The following is a 16,526-nucleotide window of genomic DNA, read 5'->3' on the forward strand; positions in this document are numbered from 1 at the left end:
AGCCGGCGGCCTCACTCTCCGGGCGGGCTGCCGGCGAGTTCGGAGACCACGCCCGGTCAGGGGTTGATCAGTTTCCAGTCGCCTTCGGAGATGACGTCAACTGTGCCATCGACCACCGTGATGGCGGTGTTGTCGTCGATGGCGTAGGTCGGGACCGGGATTCCGGACGCCCACTTCTGGATGGTGGACAGCTCGGTGTCCTCCATGTCCGGATGGTTGAGGTGGGGGTAGAGCGTGAAATCCACCAGCCCCAGCGCCCGGTCGGCGCCCTGCGCCATGTCGCTGCCGTCGGGGACGAACTGACTGTCGAATTCGGCGTCGCAGTTGTACGGGGTGACGGCGATGCTGCCGGCGCTGACCCCCACATAGACGGTGTCACTGAGCGACGGCAGGAGGTCAGCCAGGCCCGACTGGCGCAGCCAGTGGGTCAGGTACAGCACATCGCCGCCCCAGACGAGGAGGGCATCGGCCTCCCGGACCGCGGGGACCCAGTTCTCTTCTCGAATGGTCGGCAGCGCGGTGAGCTCCAAGATCCCCAGGGATTTCCAACCGAGCTGCGTCAGCGGGATCGAGTCATGGCCGTGGATCGCCTTCCAGGCTCTCCCGGCGCCGCCGGGGAAGGGGTAGACAGCGGTGGGGATGAACAGGGCCGTGGCCTCGGCGATCGGCTTGCCCAGCAGGTCGACGAGCGCGTCGGCGATGCTCGGGTTGCAGATGCCCGACGACGTGAGAAGAAACTTCATGGAATCCGCTCTCCTGAAGCCACCGCATGACGGCGATCGTGTTGCCCGTCAGATCCAGCGTCCCGGCTCGCTGACCCGAGCGACACATCGCTGGATCATCCGCTGGCGGCCGTCCAACCGTCAACTGTCTCCGCCCGCACGACGACACCGGTCCCGCTGCTCGGTGCAGATCTTGGACAGTTTCCGTTAGGACGTAACGGAAACTGTCCAAGATCTGGTGCCGCTGCCCGACAAACCGTTCGGCCCGGGCTCAGAAGTCACGCCCACCCGTTCACGAACGAAGCGCCGAGCAGCGACATCAGGCCATCATCGGGCCGACGGTCTCACTCGCCGGTCGGGCCGCCCGCGATTTCGGCGACCACGTCGAGGTGGCCCAGGTGGCGGGCGTACTCCTGCACCAGGTGGAACAGCACCCGCTCCAGCGAAGCCGGGTCCGCGCCGTTCCACCGCGGGCCCGGCGCGCCGACCTCGGCCAGGTCGTGTGCCGTCACCACTGCCGTGGTGTGCGCGCCCTGCGCCCGCAGCGCCGCCACCAGTTCCGCGCGGGTCTCGTCGGGGGCGACGTACCAGCGGTCGTCGCGGCGGTCGCCCCACGGCTCGGCGACGTCCCGGCCCTGGAAACCCCACTCGATCCAGCGCAGCTCGACGTGGCGCAGGTGGGTGAGCAGTTCCAGTGGCGTCCACCCGGACGGCAGCCGGCTGCGCCGCAGCTCCGGCTCGGCCAGCGCCGACACCTTGGCCACAGTGGACTCGCGGAAGTAGTCCAGGTAACGCAGGAAGACCTCGGTGCGGCTGCCGGCCGGGTCGGTGGGCTTGGGGAACGAGGTCATGACCCGGCCGGCAGGTCACGGGCGCGCTGGCGCACCCCGGCCGCGCCGTACGGGTAGTCGCCCACCAGCGGGGCGCTCGCCTCGTCCAGCAGCCGCATCTGATCGGCGTCGAGGACCAGGTCGGCGGCGGTCAGGTTGTCGTCGAGCTGCTCGGTGGTCCGCGCGCCGAGGATCACCGAGGTGACCGCCGGTCGGGCCGCCAGCCAGGCCAGCGACACCGCCGACATGGACACCTCGCGGTCCCCGGCGATCTGGCGGACCGCGTCGAGCACCCGCCAGGTGCGTTCCTCGGCGTTGCGACCCGCGTACGCCTCGACGCCACGCTGCGGGTTCTCGCCGAGCCGGGTCGCGCCGGTGGGCGTGCTGTCGCGCTGGTACTTGCCGGTCAGCCACCCGCCCCCCAGCGGTGACCAGGGCAGGATGCCGATGCCCTCGTTCTCGCAGACCGGCACCAACTCGAACTCGATCTCCCGGGCCAGCAGGTTGTACTGGGGTTGCAGGGTCACGATCGGGGTGAGGTTGAGGTGCTGGGTGAGCAGGGCGGCCTTCTGCAACTGCCAGCCGGTGAAGTTGCTGACCCCCGCGTAGCGGATCTTGCCGGCGCTGACCGCGTCGTCGAAGAACCGCAGCGTCTCGGGCAGCGGGGTCAGCGGATCCCAGGCGTGCGCCTGGTACAGGTCGATGGCGTCTACGCCGAGCCGGCGCAGGCTGGCGTCCAGGGCGCGGGTGAGGTGCACCCGGGACAGGCCGGCGTCGTTGGTCCCCGGGCCCATCGGGAACCGCCCCTTGGTGGCGATCACCAGGCGGTCACGCAGGTCGGGTCGGCTGCGCAGCCAGCGCCCGATGATGTCCTCGGAGACACCTGTGGAGTAGACGTCGGCGGTGTCGATGAAGGTGCCGCCAGCCTCGACGAACCGGTCCAGTTGGGCGAAGCTGCCGGCCTCGTCGGTCTCCGCGCCGAAGGTCATCGTGCCCAGACACAGGGTGGACACCAGGGTGCCGGTGTTGCCCAGAGTGCGATAGCGCATATCGTCCTTTCGGTCCGAGTGACAAAGCTGATCTTCGCACCCGCCTCGACCACCTGCATTCGGGACCGTGCCGAACGCTGGTAGGGGCACCCACGCGGCCGCCGCGAGGGTCATCATGAGCGGGTGAGCGAGCCCGCGATCGATATCGACCGACCTGAGCGGCCGACCCAGTCGCCGCCGTCGGGACGACCGCCGCAGCCCGGCGTTCGTACCCGTGGCCCATGGCTGGTGGCCGCCGCCACCACCGTGACGCTGCTGCTGCTCGCGGGCCGTTACGGCTATCACCGCGACGAGCTGTACTTCCTGCTCGCCGGTCGGCACCTCGACTGGGGCTACGTCGATCAGGGGCCCCTGGTCCCGGTGCTGGCCCGGCTGCTCGACATGATCGCCCCGGGCAACCTGGTGGTGCTGCGTACCCCGTCGGCGGTGCTGGCCGGCGGCGCGGTGCTGCTGGTCGCCGCTATCGCCTGCGAGCTGGGCGCCGGCCGGGGCGGGCAGCTCTTCGCGGCGGTGCTCGCCGCGCTCTCCGGGATCGTGCTCGCCAGTGGTCACCTGCTCAGCACCACCACCGTCGACCTGCTGGTCTGGTTGGTGGCGGCGTGGTGTGCGGTGCGGTTGCTGCGCACCGGTGACAGCCGCTGGGCTCTGGGCATCGGGCTGGCGCTCGGTGTGGGCATGCTCAGCAAGCTGCTGCCGGCGCTGCTGGCCGTCGGTCTGGTCGCCGGGGTGCTCATCGCCGGGCCACGCCGGCTGCTGCGCGACAGGTGGGTGCTCGCCGCCGCCGGGATCACCGTGCTGCTGGCCGCACCGAACCTGATCTGGCAGGCGTCGCACGGCTTTCCGCAGCTCGGTGTGGCCGCGTCCATCTCCGACGGTGACAGCTCCTACAGTGGTCGGCTCGACGCGCTGACCCTCCAGTTCGTCATCATCAGCCCGTACGCCGTACCGATCTGGATCGCCGGCCTCGTCGCGCTGCTACGCCGACCGGCGTGGCGGGCCTACCGGGCGGTGGGCTGGGCCTGGCTGGTGGTGGTCGGCATCGTGCTGATCGCCGGCGGCAAGGGTTACTACGACGCGCCTCTGTTGCTGGTCCTCACCGCCGCCGGGGCGCTGGTCGCGGTGGCGTGGGCCTCGCGCGGGTCGTTCTGGTGGCGTCGGGGGTTGCTCACGCTGGGCGTGGTGCCGTTCCTGCTGCCCAACGTCGTGCTGCTGCTGCCGGTGCTGCCGGCCGACCGGTTGCCCGGGTTCGTGGTCGACGTCAACTACGACGCCGGCGAGACGATCGGTTGGCCGGAGTTCGCCGATTCCCTCGCCGCCGTCCATCGGGGACTGCCGCCGCAGGAACGTTCGCGGGCGGTCGTTCTCACCGGCAACTACGGCGAGGCCGGCGCTGTGGCCCGCTACGGGCCGGCCCGTGGTCTGCCGCGGGCGTACTCCGGGCACAACAGCATGGTCGACTTCGGTCGGCCGCCCGCCGACGCGGACGTGGTCATCGCCGTCGGCTGGGAGCGCCCCGACCAGCTCGACACCTGGTTCGAGCAGTGCGCCCTCGCTGGGCGGGTGGACCAGCGGGTCGAGGTGGAGAACGACGAGAACGGCGGCCCGATCCACGTGTGCCGGGGGCTGCGGCGTCCGTGGGCCCAGATCTGGGACACCGAGGTACGCCACACCGGCTGACAGCGCACCACCGGCTTGGCTGGTCAGCCAGTGTCAGCTGGCCCCGCCGGTAAGCCAGGCCTGGATGCCGACCAGGGCCTCGGGGCCGGAGGTGGCGTCGACGTCGCGGGCGAGATCGGCGATCGTGACCGCGGCGAGCGCCTGGCGCCACGCGTCCTCGGCCGCCCACATGGCGCGGGCCACCGGACACGGCGTGGCGCAGGCGTCGGCCGGCGTCGCGAACGGGCCGCGCTGGCGGATCTCGGTGCAGACGAAGGTCGGGCCGGGTCCGTCGACGGCCCGGACCACGTCGAGCAGTGTGATGCTCTCCGGCGCGCGGGTCAGTACGTAGCCGCCCGACTTGCCCTGCACCGAGTGGATCAGGCCGGCGCGGGCGAGCGCCTGGAGCTGCTTGGCGAGGTAGCTGCTGGAGACGTCGTGCAGTTCCGCGAGCTTGGCCGCCGGAACGGGCGTGTGGCTGGCGGTGAGCACCACGCAGCAGTGCAGCGCCCACTCGACCCCGCCGGACATCCTCATGACGTCACCCTAGTCACCCCGTTACTCGGACTCGTTGTGTCCGAGTATAGTTCTCGGACAAGAGAGGTCCGAGTATCGGCTGAACCTCAGCGGTCGGACCACACACCCACGGGAAGGTGCACAGGCATGAAGATCGCCGTACTGGGCGGGACCGGCCTCATCGGGTCGCAGGTCGTCAAGATCCTGAAGGCCGCGGGGCACGAGGCGGTGCCGCTCTCGCCGTCCACCGGGGTGGACCTGCTCACCGGGCAGGGCCTGTCCGACGGGCTCGCCGGCGCCCAGGTCGTCGTCAACCTGACGAACTCGCCGACCTTCGACGAGGCCTCGCCCGCCTTCTTCCAGACGACCATGGACAACCTGCTGGCCGCCGCCGCTCACGCCGGCGTCGGCCACGCGGTGATCCTCTCCATCGTCGGCGTCGACCAGGTGCCCGACCTGGACTACTACCGCGCCAAGAGCCTCCAGGAGGAGATCCTCACGGCCGGTCCGATTCCGTACTCGATCGTCCGCGCCACCCAGTTCTTCGAGTTCGTGGAGTCGATCCTGTCCTGGACGGCTGACGACACCACAGTCCGTCTGCCCAGCACCCCGGTGCAGCCGATGGCCGCCGCCGACGTGGCGCAGGCCGTCGCCGAGGTCAGCATGGGCGCGCCGCTGCAGGGCATCCGCAACGTCGCCGGGCCCGACGTCTTCGCCCTCGACGAGCTGGGGCGGATCACGCTCGCCGCCCGCGGTGACCAGCGCACCGTCACCACCGACAACACCGCCGGCATGTTCGCCGCCATGTCCGGCGATGTCCTCATCGCAGGCGACGACGCCGTCATCGCGCCCACCGCCTACCGGGAGTGGCTCGGCCGCCAGGCCTGAGCAGGCACACACCCCGCGTCTCGCGGCGGCGATCGACCGCCGCCGCGACGCGCGGGTACGGGGCAAGGCCGGTTACCGGCGTATCCCACCCTGTGACGTGCCGGTCGCGGCCCGCCACTCGTGCGCGAGGATCGCGAAGACGAGCCGGTCGGCCCACTCCCCCCGGAACAGGTAACTCTCGACATGGTGGGCCTCCTGCCGCATGCCGAGTCGCGCCATCATCCGGGCCGACGCGGCGTTGCGGGCGTGGCACCGGCCGTAGACCCGGTGCAGCCCGAACTCGGTAAACCCCCAGGCCAGCAACGCTGTGGCGGACTCCGTGGCCAACCCGCGACCGCCGTGGTCGGGGTGGAAGACGAACCCGAGTTCGGCGGTACGGTCGAGCTGGCTGCGCCACACCAGCTCCACGAGTCCGATCACCCCGGCGTCGGTGACCGCGGCCACCGTCAGGCAGTCACCCTCCGCGCGCCACGCGTCCTCGCCCGCCATGGCGAGCACCGACGCCAGGGACTGTTCACGGGTACGCGGCCCCGCCCCGAGCATCCAGCGCACCACGTCGGGTCGGTGCTGAAACGCGTACACGTCGTCGAGGTCGTCGACCGTGACCGGGCGCAGGACGAGCCGTGCGGTGCGGATCGGGTAGGTCGGCTGGAACATCACGCGATCGTAGAGACCCGCGCGGAGCGCTGCGGTGCAGGCCGATCGGCGTCCGGACGGCGGGGCAGCAGCAGCGGGCTCGCGAGGATCACCAGCCCGGCGACCGCGATCGCCGTGCGGGCGCTGGTGGCCTGCGCGAGCAGCCCACCGAGCGCGCTGAGGGACGCGATGGTCGCGCTGCTGCCGATCGACCAGGCCGACAGGGTACGGACGATGCGATCCCTCGGAGTCTGTTGAAGGCGGTAGGTGGCGAGCACCGGGTTGTAGAGACTCATGCTGATGATGATCGCGAACTCGACGGTGATAACAGTGGCGAGACCGACGACGCCGGGCTGGACGAAGGCGAGGCCGATCAGCCAGAGCGCGCGCAGCGTGCCCACGGTGCGGATGATCCGATGGTGGCCGTAGCGTGCCACCACCCGACGGGCCAGGCGGGACCCGATGAGGCCACCGACGCAGGGCACGGCGAAGGCGAGGCCGTACTGCCACGGCGGAAAGCCCAACTCGCCGAGCAGGAGCACGGCCAGCAGCGGCTCGGTTGCCATGATCAGCCCAGCGACCAGCAACTGGTTGAGGTAGAGCGCCCGCAGACCGGGGTGGGTCAGCAGATGCCGCCAGCCGTCGAGCAGCTCACCGGCCCGTACCCGGCCTGCGCCGGTGCGCCGGGGGCGGTCTTCGGGGTCGCGAATGGCGGTGAGGCCCAGCGCGGAGAGCAGATAACTGAGCGCATCGGCCACGACGGTGACCACCGGCCCGAACAAGCCGACCGCCGCGCCGCCCAGGGGTGGCCCGAGCGCGATCGAGCTCCAGGTCGTCGACTCGAACCGCGCGTTCGCCGTCAGCAGGTCGTCCGGCCGCACGAGGGCCTTGAGGAAGGCGCCGCTGGCCGCGTTGAAGGCGATCTTGGCGGTGGCGACCACGGCCGAGACGACAAGCAACTGCCCGAAGCTGAGCCGGCCCAGCGCGTACGCGACGGGGATCGTCAGCAGGACCGCGAACCGGGCCAGGTCCATCGCGATCATCACCCGCCGCTTGCGGTGGAACTCCACCCACGGCCCGAGTGGCAACGCGAGCAGCGCGCCCACCGCCGGCCCCAGCGCGGCCAACACCGAGACCTGGGCGGGGCTGGCCTGCAACACCAGAACGGCGATCAACGTCAACGCCCCGAAGCCCAGCCCGGAACCGTAGGCGCTGACCGCGTACGACGCCCACAACCAGCCGAACCGCCGCCCCAGGGATCGTCTCGTGGACAAGCCCACCCCTCCCGCTCCCGACAACTCAGCGTTGACCGTCAGGATCAAAGCAAGGCGGGCGACCATGGATCAAACAACCGGATGAGCGGTGCCGCACAACCGAAGGTTGTGTCAGTAGGGTTTGTCAGGTGAATCTCGACGCCGTCCGCACCTTCGTCGCCGCCGTCGACGCCGGCCAGTTCCAGGACGCCGCCGTGACACTGTCGATCACCCAGCAGGCCGTCTCCAAGCGCATCGCCGCTCTGGAGAAAGACCTCGGGGTACGGCTGTTCACCCGCACGGCGCGCGGCACCCACCTCACAGTCGACGGCCAGACCTTCCTGCCGCACGCCCGTGAACTGCTGCGAGCCGAGGCGCGCGCCGACGCCTCCGTACGCCCCAACCGGCGGGCACTGCGCGTCGACGTGCACAGCCGACGGATCGCACCAGCGGTGCTGTTGCAGGACTTCCACCGCGCCCATCCCCGCATCGAGCTGGACGTCGTCACCCTCGACGCCGACGTCCACGCCGCGATGGCCGCCGTCGAGGCGGGGACTGTCGACGCCACCTTCCATGCCGTCACCGTCGCCGCGCGTCACCTTCCTGCCGCGATCAGAACCACGCGGGTGATCGACGAACACCACGAATTGCTCGTCGGCCCCCGCCACGCGCTCGCCAACGCCCGCACCGTCACGCCCACACAACTCGCCGAGCACCGCATCTGGATGCCCGGCATGGCCCCCGGCACCGAATGGGCCGCCTACTACGACGAACTGGCCGCCGCCTTCGGTCTCACCATCGATCTGGTCGGGCCGGTCTTCGGCAACGAGGCCCTGCTGGCCGAGATCGCCGACTCCGCGGAGCTGGCGACCCTCGCCGGGGAACGCACCAGGTACCTGTGGCCGGACAGCTACGACCTGCGCCGCGTACCGGTGCGCGACCCGGCGCCGGTCTACCCCATGTCACTCATCTGGCGCGACGACAACCCGCATCCCGGGCTGCGGGCACTACGCGACTACCTCGCCTCCCGGCGAGTGCAGGCGCCCGAGATCGAGGTCTGGCTGCCGCCCTGGGGTTAGCGCGCAAGCGCGTAGGCGGCGACTACCCGGTGGTCTACGCCGGGCCCGCCGGCTTGACCCGGACCAGCTCGGTGACCTTCGCCGCCACCCCATGACCGCCACCGGACGCCGGGCGCCAGGTCGATGCGCCGTACTCGCGATGGTCCGCGCCCGATGTCTCGGCGTGTTGACACGCGTCCATCCGGCACTACATTTAACGTGTTGGTTAAGTGACTGGAGGCTCTGGTGTCAGGCAGCGATCAACTCAGCGCGGTGTTCTCCGCCCTCGCCGACCCGACTCGACGGGCGATCCTCGCCGAGCTGGCCGACCGCGACGCCACGGTCACCGAGCTCACCGCGCCCCTCCCGATCTCGATGCCGGCGGTGTCGCGGCACCTCAAGGCGCTTGAGCGCGCCGGGCTCATCTCACGCACCCGGTCGGGGAAGTTGCGGATGAGTCGCATCGAGGCCGCCCCGCTGCGCGAAGCGGCCGAGTGGATCGAGCGCTACCGGCGGTTCTGGGACACGTCCCTCACCCGCCTCGACGCCCACCTCGCGGCCGTGCAGGCAGCCGGCCGCCCAACGGACCGAACGGCCCACGGCCCGGCGTTTCCCGAGCGGGAATCCCCGAGCAAGGCTCACGACAAGGAGAATTGATGGACAGCGACAAACCGCCAATCGTCATCTCACGCGTGGTGGACGCGCCACGCGAGCTGGTCTACCGCGCCTTCACCGACCCCGACCACCTGGCCGCATGGTGGGGACCGATCGGCAACTCACTGCCCCGCGACGAGATGGAGTTCGACATCCGGCCCGGCGGCCACCAGCGCTGGACCGAGGTCTTCCCAACCCAACCCGGCCTTCGAGTCGAGGTCCGCATCGACCTCACCGATGTCGTGGACGGCGAACTGCTCGACGGCGTCGCGCACGTCACCGGGCAGCTGCCGGAGGGCATTGAGCCGCACGAGACACGGATGCGGGTCGAGTTCCACGACGAGGCCGATGGACGAACGCGCCTCGAGATCCGTCAGTGGCTCCCGGGGCGGGTGGCTGGCCCCGCCAACCAGGGCTGGGACGAGGCCTTCTCCAAACTGGACGCCACACTGCGGAATGCCCATCCCGTCGCCGTCGATGTCGAGGTGTAGCGCCATGGCCAAGCTGATCTATGTGACCAACGTGTCCCTCGACGGTTACATCGAGGACGAAGACGGCAGATTCGACTGGACCCCACCCGACGACGAATACCTCGCGTTCATGACCGACCTGCTCCGGCCCATCGGCACCTACCTCTACGGCCGACGCCTGTACGAGGCGATGTCCCTCTGGGAAACCAACCCCGCCCTGGCCGAACAGTCGAAGCTCACCGCCGACTTCGCCGACGTCTGGCAGACAGCGGACAAGGTCGTCTACTCCACCACGCTGGACGCGACCTCGACCGCCAGGACCCGGCTCGAAACGAGCTTCAACCCCGCTTCGGTACGCGCCATGAAAGCATCGGCCACCAGTGACCTCACCATCGGCGGCGCGCACCTCGCGGCGCAGGCATTCCAGGCCGGACTGATCGACGAGTGCCACCTGCTGATCCACCCCATCCTCGTCGGCGGAGGCAAGCCCGGTCTGCCCAGCGCCACCCGGGTTGGGCTGGAACTACTGAGCAACCGCCGACTCAGTAACGGTGTGGCGTCCCTGCACTACCGCATCCGCACCTGAGACGGTCGTCGGCGTCACCGACCCCGACGGATGTCGGTGACGCCAGCTCGTTCTGTGCGACCTTTCGCATCTCCGTCAGTCTCCGTACCAGTGCAGCATCAGGCCGGGCTCGTCACGCCACCGCGCCAACAACGCCTTCAGCGCCGCCACCAGCCCACGTTCCGCGTCGTCGGCCGCCGCCGCCCCGAGGCGGTCGACGTCAGCGGCGAGCTGCGGCAGATCCTCATGAACGAGTACGCCGTCCGACCACGGGTGGAGCTGACCCAACACCGGAAGTCGGTTACCGCCGGCCGCGTTCAGCAGCGGCAGCAACTCCTCCACCGGCACGTCGAGCAGCAAACCGCGCTCCTGCGCCGCTGCCCACTCGTCGGCGTCGGCGCGCTTGCGTTCCCGCCGCTGCGCGCGGGTCGCGCGACGGAGGCTCTTCGGACGTGGCAGCGGAGCGCGTAGCACCAACAGCAGACCCACCAGGCGAGGCTACGGCAGCTTCGGGTGCGGACAGCACGGCCGGAGCGCGACCATTCGCCGAGCAGGCGCGTCGGCGTGTCCGCCGTCGTTCGACGAGGCTGCGCGACGTGGGTACGGTGACACCGTGCTCTCGGCCGTGAAGGGTCTGTCCCGCTACCACACCGAGGAGTCGCTGCGCGCCCACCTGCTGGAGCGCTCACACCGCACCGAGAACGGCTGCCTGGTCATCGAAGGTTACGGCCGGCGACGCGGGGTGCACCAGAAGGTCGCCGGTCGCGCGTGGGCACACATCGCCGCGTACGTCGTCCTCGTCGGCGGGTACGACCCCGCCCTCGACGTCGACCAGACCTGCGGCGTCGCCGACTGCATCGAGCCGACACATCTGCGCCAGCTCAGCCGGGCCGAGGCCTGCCGCAGCCGCAACCAGTTGGCACAGTGCCGCAACGGCCACGACCGCGAACTCGACCCGGCCACCGGCCGGTACCGCCGGGTCTGTCGCAGTTGCAACCGGGAGGCCCAGCGCCGCTGGCGTGAACGCGAAGCCGCCGAGGTAGCCCAGGCCCGCGCCGCGTACGGCCGCTCGTAGCGATCGTGCTGAGATGACCAGTTTCCCCGCGACCGCCAGCCGGGTGCGTGACGACAGCCTCAGCCCTCGACGGCGCCGGTCGCATCTCCGTGACTGTCTCTACCACTTCGCGCCGTACGGCTTCCACGCCACCTGGCACCACCTGGCGACCCGGCACCGCATCCCCGGCGACATCGAGGTCGATCCCCCGTCGCTGGTCCGGGCCCTCGGTGAACTCGAGACAGCCCGCGTTCTGGTGCTGGCAAGGGCAGTCGCCTTCGCGGCCCAGCGGCGACTGCAGAAGCAGGAGGGCCGACGAGTCCCCACGACGCCGCATCCGTGGGACTCGTGGGGTCACCACGACATCGCCTACTGCCCCGATCCGCAGAAGCATCCCACCGAGGAGCTCTCCATCGTGGTGGAGCGGGTGCTCGATGCGTACGCCGCAGGGGGCGACCCGGCCGGACGATGCCTGGTCTGCGGCGACGAGAACCCCCAGCCGGGAAGGGCCTGCCGACACTGCGGCGTCCTACCCGGCGGGTATGGCAACCCGGTCTGAAGCATCAGGAGCAGGGCGATGCGGAGACCCGATTGAGCCAACCCTCTGTGGGTGGCCAACTGAAGTGACCCATCAAGTCCCGTAGGGACACGACGGGCGGCACGTTTGGCCACCTACACCATCCTCATTCTTTACGCAGCATAACTGTCATTATGGTGCGTGTACGTATCGTCCCCTTTGTCCCAGGTAATTATCGGATTATCGTTAACAACAATCCAGTATTCGGTTTCCGCTGGCCTCGGTCCCCCGCGCCAGCCCGCCTCGGGAACGTGGTGGCTTTGCCGGACCCACACGCTGAGGATGTCGGCATGAATGACCACAGCGCGAACGCGGTCGGCGAGCAGGAGGAAGCGCTGCCCGGCGGCAACATGGGGGGCGCAACACGTGTCGGTGCCACTGTTCGGCGCGGTGCCGGAGCATGGAGCTCGACGGTTCAACGCCTGCTACGACATCTGCGTGAGCGTGGCGTCACCTGGGCTCCGCAACCGCTCGGGACGGATGAACAAGGACGAGACAGCGTCTCGTACCTGCCGGGCATCGTGCCGCAGTACCCGTTGCCGGAGTGGATCTGGAGCGATGGCGTCCTCACCGATGCGGGTGTCCACCTCGCACAACTTCACCAGGCCAGCGCCAGCTTCGACAGCGTCGGCGGAGTTTGGCAGTTCCCGGTACGGCAACCGGCTGAGGTCATCTGTCACAACGACTTCGCGCCGTACAACATGGTCTTCACCGACCGGCGGCTCACCGGAGTCATCGACTGGGACACGGCCTCGCCCGGTCCCCGGTCGTGGGATCTTGCCTACCTTGCCTACCGGCTGGTGCCGCTGGCCCATCCCGACAACGGCGACGCAATCGACAGTGATCTGGGCGAGCGGGCACGTCGGCTGCGCATGCTCTGCGATGCCTATGGCTCGGGGCAGGACCCTGCTCACATCCTCCAGGTCGCAGTCCATCGACTACACGACCTCGCCGCCTTCACCAAGGCGCGGGCTGATCAGGGACAGGAGAACATTCGCAGTCACGTCGGGCTCTACCGGCGCGACGCGAGGTGGATCACCGCGCACGCCGATCAGTTGGGCCGGGATGTCGCCTAGGCCACCAGCGCCCCGATTGGTCCCACACGGCGTGCGTTGAATGCGCTAGATCCCGCGCATGAGCGGCTGGGCTGCGGCCGAGTCGGCGCTGAGGAACATCGGCTTTGCCTTGGCGCAGTGGCGAAGTGCGACTGGGCTCAGATGTTGACGGGGCTGGCCTGGCCGGCGGGTTGGAAAAGTTCGACGAGGTTGCCGGCGGGGTCGGCGAGCAGGATCTGACGGCCACCCGGACCGGAGACCAGTTCGCTGCGGAACGCCAGGCCGGCGTCGCGGAGCCTGTCGATCTCGGCGTCCAGGTCGTCGACGATGAGGTGGATGCGGTTGCGACCGGGGCTGCTGGCGTCGTTCGGGGTGGCGCGGGCGCCGGAGCTGGCGGGTCCGGACAGCAGCAGTCGTAGCGGGCCGCGGACCACGTCGGCGAAGGCGGGGGCGGCGCTGGTCTTCAGGTGAAAACCGAGGTGGGCGGTGTAGAACTCGACGGCGGCGTGCACATCGTCGACGAGGTAACGGACGCTGACGTATTGCTCGGCTGTGCTCACGGTCTGGTCTCCTCGGGTTCGGTGACGAGGACGGGCAGCAGATGCCGCACGCGGGTGTCGATGTCGGCCGTAACCTGCAGGAAGGCGGGGTAGTCGTTCCCGGTGCCGGCCACGGCGGGGTCGGGAATGCTCCAGTGCAGCTTGCCGTCCGGGTTGCCGAAATCGGGGCAGACTTCTCGGGCCTTGTCGCACAGGGTGATCACGTAGTCGAAGCGGCGGCCGGTGAGCGTGTCGAGGTGCTGCGGGCGCCGGTCCGCGACGTCGACGCCGAAGTTCTCGCGCAGCGCCCGTACCGCATGGGGGTGTAGTTGCGGCCGGGGGGCGGGTTCCGGCGCTGGTCACCTGCACGTGCCCGGCGCTGTGGCGTCGGAGCTGGGCTTCGGCGATGGGGGAACGTGCGCTGTTGCCCGTGCACACGAACAGCACGGTTCGCGGCGGGTGGATCGGTGGGGCCGGTGGAGTCCCGCCCAACTGCAGGGCGGGGTGCAGCGCGGTGCCGGTGCCCGCCAGCGCGTGGGCGCAGCGGTCGAGGTCGAGGTGGTAGTAGCTGTCGCGGCCGTCGAAGCTGCTGCGGGTGGCGGTGACCAGGCCGCCGTCGCGCAGCAGTCGCAGGTGGTAGGAGACCAGGTTCTGCGGCTGGGCCAGGAGGCTGGCCAATTCGCGGACCCGCAGGTCACTACGGGCGAGTTCGGTCAGCATGTGCCAGCGCAGTGGGTGTGCGGCCAGCCGGACGAATGGCGGCGCGGTGTGACTTGGTGGCCCCATGACCCCGAAGATACATCAAGCCCGTTTGATCGGTTGGGATCTCGACGGGCGTGCCGACCAGGTGACAGAACTCCACCTTCTGCGGCGCCCCTGCACGGCTCGGACCTTGCGGCGCCGGTGGCGTACAGCCCGTCCAGCCGCACAGTCAGCTCAGGTCACGTCTGGAGCCAGCGATCAAACCAGGCGCGGGTCCGGCGCAGGAGGTCCAGTTGGTGGTTGCGCTCCCGGATCGAGTGGCCCTCTCTCGGGTAGATCACGAACTCGTGTTCGACGTCGAAGTGCCGCAGCGCCCGGTGCAGGTACACGGCCTGTCCGAGGGGGACGTTGGTGTCCTCGGCGCCGTGCAGGATGAGCACTGGAGTGCGGATGTTGCTGGCGAAGGAAATTGGGCTGACCGCGTCATGTGGGTGGGGTCCGATGCCGGACCAGCCGGTGCTGCCACCGAGCGCGGCCTCGAACTGGCCGTTCTCCCCCGTCGCGGCGAGCATGCCCCAGTCGACGATGCCCGCGCCGACCAGCGCGGCGCGGAAGCGATCGGTCTGGCCGATGGCCCAGGCGGACATGAAGCCGCCGTGGCTCCAGCCGGCGATGCCCAGCCGGTCGGGGTCGGCGATGCCCTCGGCGATGAGCAGGTCGATGCCGGTCAGGATGTCGGTCCACTCCTGCTGGCCGACCTGGCCGGCGACGCTGGCGGCGAACTGGTGGCCATGGCCCTGGCCGCCGCGCGGGTTGGGTAACAACACCGCGTAGCCGGCGGTGGCCAACCACTGCGCGCTCGGGAACCAGAACAACTGGCAACGATCGGCGTAGCGATCGTAGGGGCCTCCGTGCACGATCGTGACCAGCGGGAACGGACCCTCCGATGCGGTCCTGCCGACCGGCAGGACGAGCAGGCCGTCCAGGTCGAGGCCGTCGGCGGCGCGGTAGGCCAGTGGTTGTTGCGTGCCGAGTACGACGTCGTCCAGTTCGGGCCGGGTGTTGGTGATTCTTCGCAGCGGCCCGGTTGGCGCTCCGATGTGAACGTTCGGGGGCTGATAGCGGGTGCCGGTCAGCACCGCGATCTCGTCGCCGGCGGGGGTGGCGGTGAGGTTGTCGAGGCGTCCCGGGTGGTGCGACAGGGTCGTGAGGTCGGCGGGGTCGAGCCGGGCCACTGTCGTGTTCAGGCCGTCGGCGAACACCACCAGCGGGGCTGCACCGGTCTGGCAGAGTTCGGTGGGGCACATCGAGAGTCCAGCGGTGCGGTTGCGCAGGACACGGCTGCGCATGGCCAGATCGAACACGGCGGTGCCGGCCTGCAGCACCGGTGGGGTGAGCGCGAGGTAACCGAGGTGCCAACCGTCCTCGCCCGGCCACCAGGCCAGCGATCGTGCGTCGACCTCGACCGGTCCGAGGTCCTCGGCAGTCCCGGTGGTGGGATCGAACAGGTGCAGTCGGCCGGTGCGCGGGCCGTGGTCGTTGTCGGCGCTGGCCCAGGTCAGCACGGCAAGTGGGCCGCCGTCGGGACGTTGCCGCATTTCCACCACGTGCCGGTCAGCGAACACCTGCGGGGTGGCGACCCGGCCGGTGCGCAGGTCGAGCAGGCGCAACCGGGCACGTGGTTCGCGCTCGCCGACGACAATGACGTCGTCGCGGTCCCGGGCGCGGCGCGCGTCCTGCTCGGTGGGTTCGTCCTCGGCGAGCAGCGCGACAAGGTTGGGGTCGATGAGCGGCAGGTGATCGATGACGCCGGCGGGCCAGCTGGTCAACGTGGTCATCGTGCCGTCGGCGGCGGTGAGCCTGTGCAGTTGCGGGGTACCGCGGTCGGCGCTGTCGGACAGGAAGAACAGCGCCTCCGAGTCGGCCGACCAGCGTGGCAGGGATTCGGTTGCGGTGTCGGCGGTCGCCCGGCGCGGCCCGACGGCGCCATCGGTGTGTACGAGCCAGAGTTCGGTGTCGAGGTGGTCACCGGTGCGGCTGGTGGGGGTGAGGACGTAGCAGAGCAGGCGCCCGTTCGGGGCGAGCGCCGGGGTCTGCGGAGCACAGCCATCGACCACGAGCTCGGCGGTCAGACCTCTCATGCGACGAGTCTGCCAGCAGGCACAGAACACCATGCGCCGGATCCTTCGCTGGTTCGACGCACTGACGATTTTCGCTTGCGAGTGGCGAGGCATGATGTCGTCATGGACGCACGCGACCTGCCAGCCATGGCGAGAGCGAGAACGGCTCGCCGCCGGCTCTG

The 16,526-nt window shown here is 69.9% G+C and carries 19 protein-coding genes and 1 pseudogene; 9 read left to right on the forward strand and 11 right to left on the reverse strand.

The genetic code is table 11. The features are described from left to right. Positions 1–56 precede the first annotated feature (56 nt). From AB0B98_RS16465 to AB0B98_RS16475, 3 genes are all read right to left on the reverse strand, one after another. Positions 57–743 carry a Type 1 glutamine amidotransferase-like domain-containing protein gene (locus tag AB0B98_RS16465; protein WP_357363439.1) on the reverse strand — a complete coding sequence of 229 codons (687 nt, stop codon included), beginning with the start codon at positions 741–743 and terminating at the stop codon, positions 57–59. Between the two features lie 323 nt (positions 744–1,066). After that, entirely contained in the window at positions 1,067–1,573 is a 507-nt protein-coding gene (locus AB0B98_RS16470) for a DinB family protein (protein ID WP_238669838.1), read from the reverse strand. Continuing rightward, positions 1,570–2,601: an aldo/keto reductase gene (locus AB0B98_RS16475; RefSeq protein ID WP_357363441.1), complete on the reverse strand. Its 1,032-nt coding sequence runs from the start codon at positions 2,599–2,601 to the stop codon at positions 1,570–1,572. Before AB0B98_RS16475 ends, AB0B98_RS16470 begins: the two co-directional genes overlap by 4 nt. Positions 2,602–2,724: 123 nt before the next feature. On the opposite strand from AB0B98_RS16475, the gene AB0B98_RS16480 reads away from it, so the two are divergent. Further along, entirely contained in the window at positions 2,725–4,278 is a 1,554-nt protein-coding gene (locus AB0B98_RS16480) for a glycosyltransferase family 39 protein (RefSeq protein ID WP_357363443.1), read from the forward strand. Positions 4,279–4,311: 33 nt separating this feature from the next. Here the strand turns inward: AB0B98_RS16480 and AB0B98_RS16485 are convergent, their stop codons facing one another. Beyond that, complete coding sequence (locus tag AB0B98_RS16485) at positions 4,312–4,794, reverse strand: Rrf2 family transcriptional regulator (RefSeq protein WP_357363444.1); 483 nt, start codon at positions 4,792–4,794, stop codon at positions 4,312–4,314. A gap of 126 nt (positions 4,795–4,920) precedes the next feature. On the opposite strand from AB0B98_RS16485, the gene AB0B98_RS16490 reads away from it, so the two are divergent. Then, positions 4,921–5,661: an SDR family oxidoreductase gene (locus AB0B98_RS16490; protein ID WP_357363446.1), complete on the forward strand. Its 741-nt coding sequence runs from the start codon at positions 4,921–4,923 to the stop codon at positions 5,659–5,661. Positions 5,662–5,733: 72 nt separating this feature from the next. On the opposite strand, the gene AB0B98_RS16495 is transcribed toward AB0B98_RS16490, so the two are convergent. Both AB0B98_RS16495 and AB0B98_RS16500 read right to left on the reverse strand, forming a co-directional pair. Beyond that, positions 5,734–6,318 carry a GNAT family N-acetyltransferase gene (locus AB0B98_RS16495; RefSeq protein ID WP_357363448.1) on the reverse strand — a complete coding sequence of 195 codons (585 nt, stop codon included), beginning with the start codon at positions 6,316–6,318 and terminating at the stop codon, positions 5,734–5,736. After that, positions 6,318–7,571: an MFS transporter gene (locus tag AB0B98_RS16500; protein ID WP_357363450.1), complete on the reverse strand. Its 1,254-nt coding sequence runs from the start codon at positions 7,569–7,571 to the stop codon at positions 6,318–6,320. Before AB0B98_RS16500 ends, AB0B98_RS16495 begins: the two co-directional genes overlap by 1 nt. 128 nt (positions 7,572–7,699) lie before the next feature. On the opposite strand from AB0B98_RS16500, the gene AB0B98_RS16505 reads away from it, so the two are divergent. The 4 genes from AB0B98_RS16505 to AB0B98_RS16520 all read left to right on the forward strand — a co-directional run bounded on the left by AB0B98_RS16505 (position 7,700) and on the right by AB0B98_RS16520 (position 10,318). After that, positions 7,700–8,629, forward strand: a complete 930-nt coding sequence (locus AB0B98_RS16505; RefSeq protein WP_357363452.1) for a LysR family transcriptional regulator — start codon at positions 7,700–7,702, stop codon at positions 8,627–8,629. Between the two features lie 225 nt (positions 8,630–8,854). Continuing rightward, on the forward strand, positions 8,855–9,265 hold the full coding sequence (locus AB0B98_RS16510; protein ID WP_357363454.1) for a metalloregulator ArsR/SmtB family transcription factor: 411 nt from the start codon (positions 8,855–8,857) through the stop codon (positions 9,263–9,265). Beyond that, positions 9,265–9,753, forward strand: coding sequence for an SRPBCC domain-containing protein (locus AB0B98_RS16515; RefSeq protein ID WP_357363456.1), 489 nt, complete (start codon positions 9,265–9,267; stop codon positions 9,751–9,753). Before AB0B98_RS16510 ends, AB0B98_RS16515 begins: the two co-directional genes overlap by 1 nt. A gap of 4 nt (positions 9,754–9,757) precedes the next feature. Then, the gene (locus AB0B98_RS16520; protein ID WP_357363458.1) at positions 9,758–10,318 is read left to right on the forward strand and encodes a dihydrofolate reductase family protein; all 561 of its coding nucleotides are present in this window, start codon (positions 9,758–9,760) and stop codon (positions 10,316–10,318) included. A gap of 75 nt (positions 10,319–10,393) precedes the next feature. Here AB0B98_RS16520 and AB0B98_RS16525 read toward each other — a convergent pair whose 3' ends face one another. Continuing rightward, a complete protein-coding gene (locus AB0B98_RS16525; RefSeq protein ID WP_357363460.1) occupies positions 10,394–10,786 on the reverse strand; it encodes a hypothetical protein in 393 nt (130 codons plus the stop codon). A 124-nt stretch (positions 10,787–10,910) separates the two neighbouring features. On the opposite strand from AB0B98_RS16525, the gene AB0B98_RS16530 reads away from it, so the two are divergent. The 3 genes from AB0B98_RS16530 (at position 10,911) to AB0B98_RS16540 (ending at position 13,004) form a co-directional block, all read left to right on the forward strand. Further along, complete coding sequence (locus AB0B98_RS16530; protein WP_357282556.1) at positions 10,911–11,372, forward strand: HNH endonuclease; 462 nt, start codon at positions 10,911–10,913, stop codon at positions 11,370–11,372. A gap of 13 nt (positions 11,373–11,385) precedes the next feature. Beyond that, positions 11,386–11,910: a hypothetical protein gene (locus AB0B98_RS16535; protein WP_357363462.1), complete on the forward strand. Its 525-nt coding sequence runs from the start codon at positions 11,386–11,388 to the stop codon at positions 11,908–11,910. A 308-nt stretch (positions 11,911–12,218) separates the two neighbouring features. Then, positions 12,219–13,004, forward strand: a complete 786-nt coding sequence (locus AB0B98_RS16540; protein ID WP_357363464.1) for an aminoglycoside phosphotransferase family protein — start codon at positions 12,219–12,221, stop codon at positions 13,002–13,004. A gap of 137 nt (positions 13,005–13,141) precedes the next feature. Here AB0B98_RS16540 and AB0B98_RS16545 read toward each other — a convergent pair whose 3' ends face one another. From AB0B98_RS16545 to AB0B98_RS16560, 4 genes and pseudogenes are all read right to left on the reverse strand, one after another. After that, complete coding sequence (locus tag AB0B98_RS16545; protein WP_357363654.1) at positions 13,142–13,543, reverse strand: VOC family protein; 402 nt, start codon at positions 13,541–13,543, stop codon at positions 13,142–13,144. Further along, complete coding sequence (locus tag AB0B98_RS16550; protein ID WP_357363656.1) at positions 13,540–13,827, reverse strand: hypothetical protein; 288 nt, start codon at positions 13,825–13,827, stop codon at positions 13,540–13,542. The genes AB0B98_RS16545 and AB0B98_RS16550 overlap by 4 nt, the downstream gene beginning before the upstream one ends. Before the next feature lie 85 nt (positions 13,828–13,912). Further along, positions 13,913–14,308: pseudogene (locus AB0B98_RS16555) on the reverse strand (ArsR family transcriptional regulator); the annotation flags it as partial. 155 nt (positions 14,309–14,463) lie between these two features. Beyond that, positions 14,464–16,365, reverse strand: a complete 1,902-nt coding sequence (locus tag AB0B98_RS16560; RefSeq protein ID WP_357363466.1) for a prolyl oligopeptidase family serine peptidase — start codon at positions 16,363–16,365, stop codon at positions 14,464–14,466. Positions 16,366–16,526 lie beyond the last annotated feature (161 nt).

Origin of the sequence: Micromonospora sp. NPDC048947 (genome assembly GCF_040649495.1) — a bacterium.
GTDB classification, from domain to species: domain Bacteria; phylum Actinomycetota; class Actinomycetes; order Mycobacteriales; family Micromonosporaceae; genus Micromonospora; species Micromonospora alfalfae.